Source organism: Enterococcus raffinosus (genome assembly GCF_018917525.1).
In the GTDB taxonomy this organism is placed as follows: domain Bacteria; phylum Bacillota; class Bacilli; order Lactobacillales; family Enterococcaceae; genus Enterococcus_A; species Enterococcus_A raffinosus_A.
The window spans coordinates 90,710-96,709 of the sequence record NZ_JAHLOS010000014.1 but is presented as its reverse complement, the minus strand read 5'-3'; the positions used below and the strand labels follow the sequence as shown (position 1 = coordinate 96,709).

The 6,000-nt window shown below is 41.4% G+C and carries 5 protein-coding genes and 1 pseudogene; 2 read left to right on the top strand and 4 right to left on the bottom strand.

The window, feature by feature from the left end:
* Positions 1-116: 116 nt before the first annotated feature.
* Entirely contained in the window at positions 117-437 is a 321-nt protein-coding gene (locus KQI58_RS11000) for a YtxH domain-containing protein (RefSeq protein ID WP_216409045.1), read from the top strand.
* A gap of 82 nt (positions 438-519) precedes the next feature.
* On the opposite strand, the gene KQI58_RS10995 is transcribed toward KQI58_RS11000, so the two are convergent.
* Positions 520-1,026, bottom strand: coding sequence for a S26 family signal peptidase (locus KQI58_RS10995; protein ID WP_216409044.1), 507 nt, complete (start codon positions 1,024-1,026; stop codon positions 520-522).
* Between the two features lie 322 nt (positions 1,027-1,348).
* Between KQI58_RS10995 and KQI58_RS10990 the strand changes: the two genes are divergently transcribed.
* Complete coding sequence (locus KQI58_RS10990; RefSeq protein ID WP_253295892.1) at positions 1,349-2,890, top strand: MFS transporter; 1,542 nt, start codon at positions 1,349-1,351, stop codon at positions 2,888-2,890.
* Positions 2,891-2,964: 74 nt separating this feature from the next.
* On the opposite strand, the pseudogene KQI58_RS10985 reads toward KQI58_RS10990, so the two are convergent.
* The 3 genes and pseudogenes from KQI58_RS10985 to KQI58_RS10975 all read right to left on the bottom strand — a co-directional run.
* Positions 2,965-3,174 (bottom strand): annotated as a pseudogene (locus tag KQI58_RS10985) (PfkB family carbohydrate kinase); the annotation flags it as partial.
* Positions 3,167-3,820, bottom strand: coding sequence for a bifunctional 2-keto-4-hydroxyglutarate aldolase/2-keto-3-deoxy-6-phosphogluconate aldolase (locus tag KQI58_RS10980; protein WP_216409043.1), 654 nt, complete (start codon positions 3,818-3,820; stop codon positions 3,167-3,169). The gene KQI58_RS10980 and the pseudogene KQI58_RS10985, both read right to left, overlap by 8 nt.
* Before the next feature lie 11 nt (positions 3,821-3,831).
* Positions 3,832-5,661: a glucose PTS transporter subunit IIA gene (locus tag KQI58_RS10975; protein WP_216409042.1), complete on the bottom strand. Its 1,830-nt coding sequence runs from the start codon at positions 5,659-5,661 to the stop codon at positions 3,832-3,834.
* Positions 5,662-6,000 lie beyond the last annotated feature (339 nt).

Here is a 6,000-nt window from a genome sequence, read left to right as displayed (position 1 = left end):
TGTAGTATACCAGGGACCTGCAAGGAGAGCGTAACACGAAAAATAAAGAGAGAAAGGTTCTTTGAGGATTTTCATCATCTCATTGGTGCCTTTCGTAGGAAGGCGGATTTATAAAAATGAAAAGAAATGGTTTAGATATGACGGTAGTAATTTTGGGAATTGCTTGTATTGGTTTATTGACGGTGAATCGCTATATTTTACGGCCTTTATGGCAGTCGGAATTTCGCACTGAGATGAGACAGGTGAAACAAGACATCCGTGAAGACTTGAAAGACAGCAAAGATGATATCGAGGAAGCCTCTAAAGAAGTAAAAAATGAGTTGAAGGAAAGTCGTAAAACAAAAAAACTTGAACTGTCAGAAAGTCAAAAAGAAGCGAAGGAAGAAATAAAAGAAGCAAAAGATGAGCTGAAAGAGGCACTAGAAGTGTCCTATTAGGATCATCCGATGTTTATTGCGCTTGTATTTACATGAAAATAATCATTCGATTGAAAAAGACCTTCATCCGTGGAGGCCTTTTTTATTCGACTTGCTGCCGAATTTTATGTTTCATTTCTGTTTGGAAAAACAAAGTTGAGAGCGTCATCAAGATGGCTCCAACAAAAAAACTGCTTTTAATAATTGTCATCACTTTTGTATCTGCTAAAAAACCTATGTATGGAAGATAAAAATGTGGTCGACCGATTAAATTTCGTTCATGAACAAGCCCCATCTCTGCTTTAACAGAGTTGTCTCCTTTGACAAAATAACCATCGATTTTATTGTCCACCGCTAGTACTCGCCGCGTTTTGATCGATTTTCCTTGATTTTCATAATAGGTGATGGTATCGCCAACATGGATAGGCTCCATCACATCTTTCACAAAAACCAGTCCGTCCTTTTGATATTCTGGCGCCATTTTATTATCTGAAATGACGTATGGTGTGACATTCAATGCTTTTGGAATAACAATCGTCAAAACAGCTAAGAGAAATATTGAGAAAATCAGCACAACATATAGAAACGTTATTTTTTTATTTTTCAACATGCGGAACCACCTCCTTTTAGAAGAAAAACTATCTGTATTTATCATATCACATTTGTTAAAAAAATCTATTTTTTAGTTTCTAATTGAATAAAATTTTGACTGGATATCGCAATATGTTACTATTATTATAGTATTAGACGATTTCTATTGTCTTTCTTCAAAAGAAAGGGTGTTATTTATCATTGCAAAACTAAGCAATCAGCGTTTTTTTAAATTCTGTTCAAAGCAACGCTTCATTTTAATAATAGCGGTTATTTTAATCGCAGCCATAGCCATTGTATTCAAAACTTTTGATGAAATTAAAAAAACAAACGTTACAGAATTGAAAAGTCATTGGACATTTGTTGTTAAGAATCATTCTGACCATTATATCTACGGAAAAACTGATCAGCGATTGAAAAATGTACAACCGAATAATGCACTTATTATGCAGCAGCAGCTGGAGATACCATTCAAGGAGCCACAGCTAGTTGTTCGGGCCAACCATCAGTGGGTATCGGTGTTTGTCGGAGAGCGGCTTCTTTACAAATACGCCGCTACCGATAAGCACAAAGAACCAGGAATGCTTCAGACGACTATCCAGCTGCCAAATGATTATCGCAAGCACAAGCTGCGCATCATTACAAAGACGCCCTATGAATACTATGCCGGTATTCCTGCTCAAGTATTTATCGGAAAGTCCGCGGAAGTCAGTCGCTTCTTTATGCTTCGTTCACTGCCGCAGTTTTTACTTTTGAGTGTCTGTGGGACTTTAATTATCATCATGCTGGTACTGCTTTTTTTAAGACCGAGATATTCGAAGAAACAGCTGCTTTCTTCTCTGCTTTTAATCGGTTTTACATTATTAGTCGGGCTGCAATCGCTCGTTCTGAATGTTCCGGCAAGTACCTTGTTCAATCCTAGAAGCTTGTCGATTCTCTATAATCTGACCGCGATTTTGATTCCGGTTTTTCTAACGAATTACTATTTGCTGCGGACAAAAAAGTATCAACATTACTATCTCTATGGTGTCGGTTCACAGGTCACACTTTTAACTGTCGGCGTGTTTTGCATCGCTGTCGGAAAACTATCCTTACCTATCGCGATGCAGATTTTCAGTGGATTTAATGTCTTTATGACGTTATACACCTCAGCAGTCGCTCTAGCTGAGTCCGCTGATCAAAATCGTTTTTATACTATTTGTTCACCGGGAATTATTATGGCTGCCTTTGTTCACTGCTTTTTCTATATTCAATTGTTTGCAGGAGCTGCAAATCTTACAACCGACTGGCCGTTGGTGCTATTCAGCGGATTAATGCTTTTAATCTCAGGCTATCATTTTGAAGAAGAGATCAACTACATTCAGAATTACCGAAGACAGCAGCAGGAATCTGCGCAACAACAACTGCTTATAAAAGAAAAGCAGCAAAATCTACTAATGACATTCAACTTATTAGCTGAAAAAGAAGCTGCTAGAAATAATCAAGTAGCCTCCCTAACCGCTCACCTTCAGCAAATGCGTGAGTACTATCAAAAAGAATTTCGTAAACAAGCAAAATTCTTCAACTGTCAACTAATTGTTGAAGAGGAAACCACTGTGCTAAACGATGAGTCCTTGTCTTTGCTGATCCAATTATTCGAAAAATTTCTGAGCGATCCACGCTTTGGAACGATCGATATTTCGATCAAACAGGAGCAAAGACAGTTGATCATCGAAAGCAACACCAGTGCCTTCACTCGCCACTCTTTTGATGAATCCGTCGTAGCAGAAAACTCGATCGATTCCCATCAAGAGTTGGAACAAGCCGTTAAACGCTCCAATGGCGAGTGGCATTGGCAAATAAAAGAAAAACAGCAATACTTTAAAATCACCTTAGAATTATAAAAAATCAGGGAACAGTCCACTCGACGGACCGTTCCCTGATTTTTTTACTGTTCAATTTTGGCGCTCTCACTTTAGCTGAGACTTAATACTTCGGCTTGCCCGAATCCATTGGCGGGAAGCTTGCTGGCAAACTGGACTTGATGCCCATAGTTGTCTAAGGAACCCGCAACATTTGCTTCGCCGCCTCCATAGAAAACAGCCAATTGTTGGGCATGTTGAAGGCGTGTGCCCGCTTCCGCCGACAAACGCAGCATGATTTCTCCTAGACAAACGACCTTAGCCATTGACTGTTCCCCGAATCTCGGACAGTTTTGCCGCATATTGCTGAGCGATTTCTGTTACCTTGGCAAAATCACCCGTAGCTGCCGGAGCCAACAGATTTCCACCCACACCAACTGCGACGACGCCTGCTGCAAACCAAGTCGCCATATTTTCAAGGTTCACACCGCCCGTCGGCATTAAGTTGATATGCGGCAGCGGTGCCTTGACCGCTGCGACCATACTTGGACCACTGACACTTCCCGGAAACAACTTGATAATATCAACGCCCATTTTCAACGCCTGTTGCATTTCAGTAATCGTCATACAGCCAGGCAGATACGGGATCTGATATAGATTGCACAGCTCTGCCGTTTCCTGATCAAAGCTTGGGCTGACGATAAATTCCGCTCCCACCATGATGGCTAAGCGAGCCGTCACCACATCCAGCACTGTTCCAGCACCGATTACAACGTCTGCCCCTTGATATTCTTCAACTAATTCTTGGATCGCTGTCTGTGCGTTAGGAACGGTAAACGTAACTTCGATCCCCGTCACTCCGCCAGCAATAATCGCTTGGCTGGCTTTAACTGCCTCAGCAGAATCCTTTCCGCGAACCACTGCGATCACACCCGCTTTTTTTAAACGTGACAAAATGTCCATTCGTTTCATATCGCTATCTCCTAACCGTTCAGCAAAGCACGTTCTAAAATGACGCCCGCTTGATGCTGCCCTTCTAGGTCTCTTTCACCAGAAAATTTCAACACCCGATCCATGTTGGTAATCACCACAATGATCATGCTTTCTTTTCCTTGTCTATGAATATAAGCCAGATCCATCTGCGCGATTTTCGTATCCGCTGTGACTTTGTCGCCCGCTTTAACAGAAACATCGAAGCCTTTACCGTCTAATGACACCGTATCAATCCCCATATGAACCAGAACCTCCACACCATTACTGGTTTGAATCCCAATGGCATGCTTTGAAGGAAAGACAGTAGTCACGGTTCCGCTAACTGGCGCATAAACGGCACCGTCAACAGAGTTAATTGCAAAGCCGTCACCCATCATCTTCGTTGAGAAAACTTCGTCTGGCACATCCTCTAAAGGAATATAATCGCCTTTTGCCACAGCATGCAGTGCAACTTCATTAGTCAGCTCATCAGCTTCTGCCTGTTCAGCTGGAACCAGCATATACGTAATCACAAATGAAGAGATCAACGCGATCAAGATCCCTAGTACCGCAAAAATAAAGTACTGACCAATGTATGCTGGCAGGCTGAAAATACTTGATAAAATATAGCCATAGATACGTACACCGAAGAAACTGATAAAGGCAGATGCCACAGAACTACCGACTGTTGCGGCAATAAAGGCTTTTTTGTATTTTGACAAAATCCCGAATAATGCCGGCTCCGTGATTCCTAACAAACCAGAAACAGCGGATGATAAAACAAGGGATTTATCTTCTTTTGATTTGACTTTTGTATAGATCGCCGCTGTCGCACCAGTGATCGCCATGTTCGCCATAAACATCATTGGCATCAGCATGTCATAGCCTTGGTTGGCAAAGTTCTGTAGAGCAATCGGTGTCATCGCATGATGCAGACCTGTAAAGATCGCAATCGGACGAATCGCACCAACGACAATCCCCGCCAATACTGGTGAGATTGAAAACAGCCACGCTACGCCAGCCGCCAACAGATTTCCTAAATGAATACTAATTGGCCCGATAATCGTCAATGTAACTAATCCTGCAACAAACAAAGAAATGGTTGGCGTAAAGACTGTCCGTAATACCTGCGGCAGAACTTTATCAACCCAACGATAGATATAGCTCAGCGCCAATACCGCGAAAATAATTGGAATAACGGTTCCCGCATAATTAAAGACCGGCACAGGAACGACGCCGAATAGTTTAAAGGCCGAGATCGAGCCTTCAGCTACCGCATTTGTCATCGTCGGAAATTGCAATGTTGCCGCAATCGCGACCGCTAAATATTGATTAGTTTTAAAAATACGAGCAGCCGATGCCGCGACAAAGAATGGCAAGAAGGTAAAGACACCACTGGCGATCATATCAATGATCAAGTACGTATCCGTTTGGTTTGAGATGACATTCAAGGCAACTAGCCCAGCCATCAACCCTTTGATCATCCCCGCACCAGCGATCGCCGGAACGATAGGACCAAAAACGCCGGAAACAGTATCCATAAATAAGGATATGGCTCCTTTTTTCTCGCCGTCACCTTGCTGACTATTTTCATCCAATCCTAACGCCTTAGCAATGGGTGCAAAATACTCCGCTACGTCTGTTCCGATCACTACCTGCAGCTGATCACTTTGATATTTCGTTCCAACCACTTTCGTTATCTTCTCAAGACCAGCGTAATCTACCAATTTTTCGTCTTTTAGATTGAAACGCAGCCTGGTCATACAATGCCAAGCATTATTGATATTTTCTGCACCGCCGACATTTTTAATAATTTGTTTCGCTACATCCTCATGCTTCACTTTTTCTTCCTCCTTATTCGTGTTAGTGAATTAATTTTTCACAGAAAAATTAGTCCGTTTCGAATGCCGTATATCATTCAACTAAAGTGTTCACACTATTGATTTGCTAAATCTTCGAAATTGATTTTTCTTTTCGTAAACTGCAAAAAGTTGAACTGACATCCTTATTCGTGTTAGTGAATTAATTTTTCACAGAAAAATTAGTCCGTTTCGAATGCCGTATATCATTCAACTAAAGCGTTCAATCTAGTGATTTACCAAATCTTCAAAATTGATATCTCTTTTGATAAACTGCAAAAAGTTGAACTGACATCCTTATTCTTCGAAACGTAAGTAAAT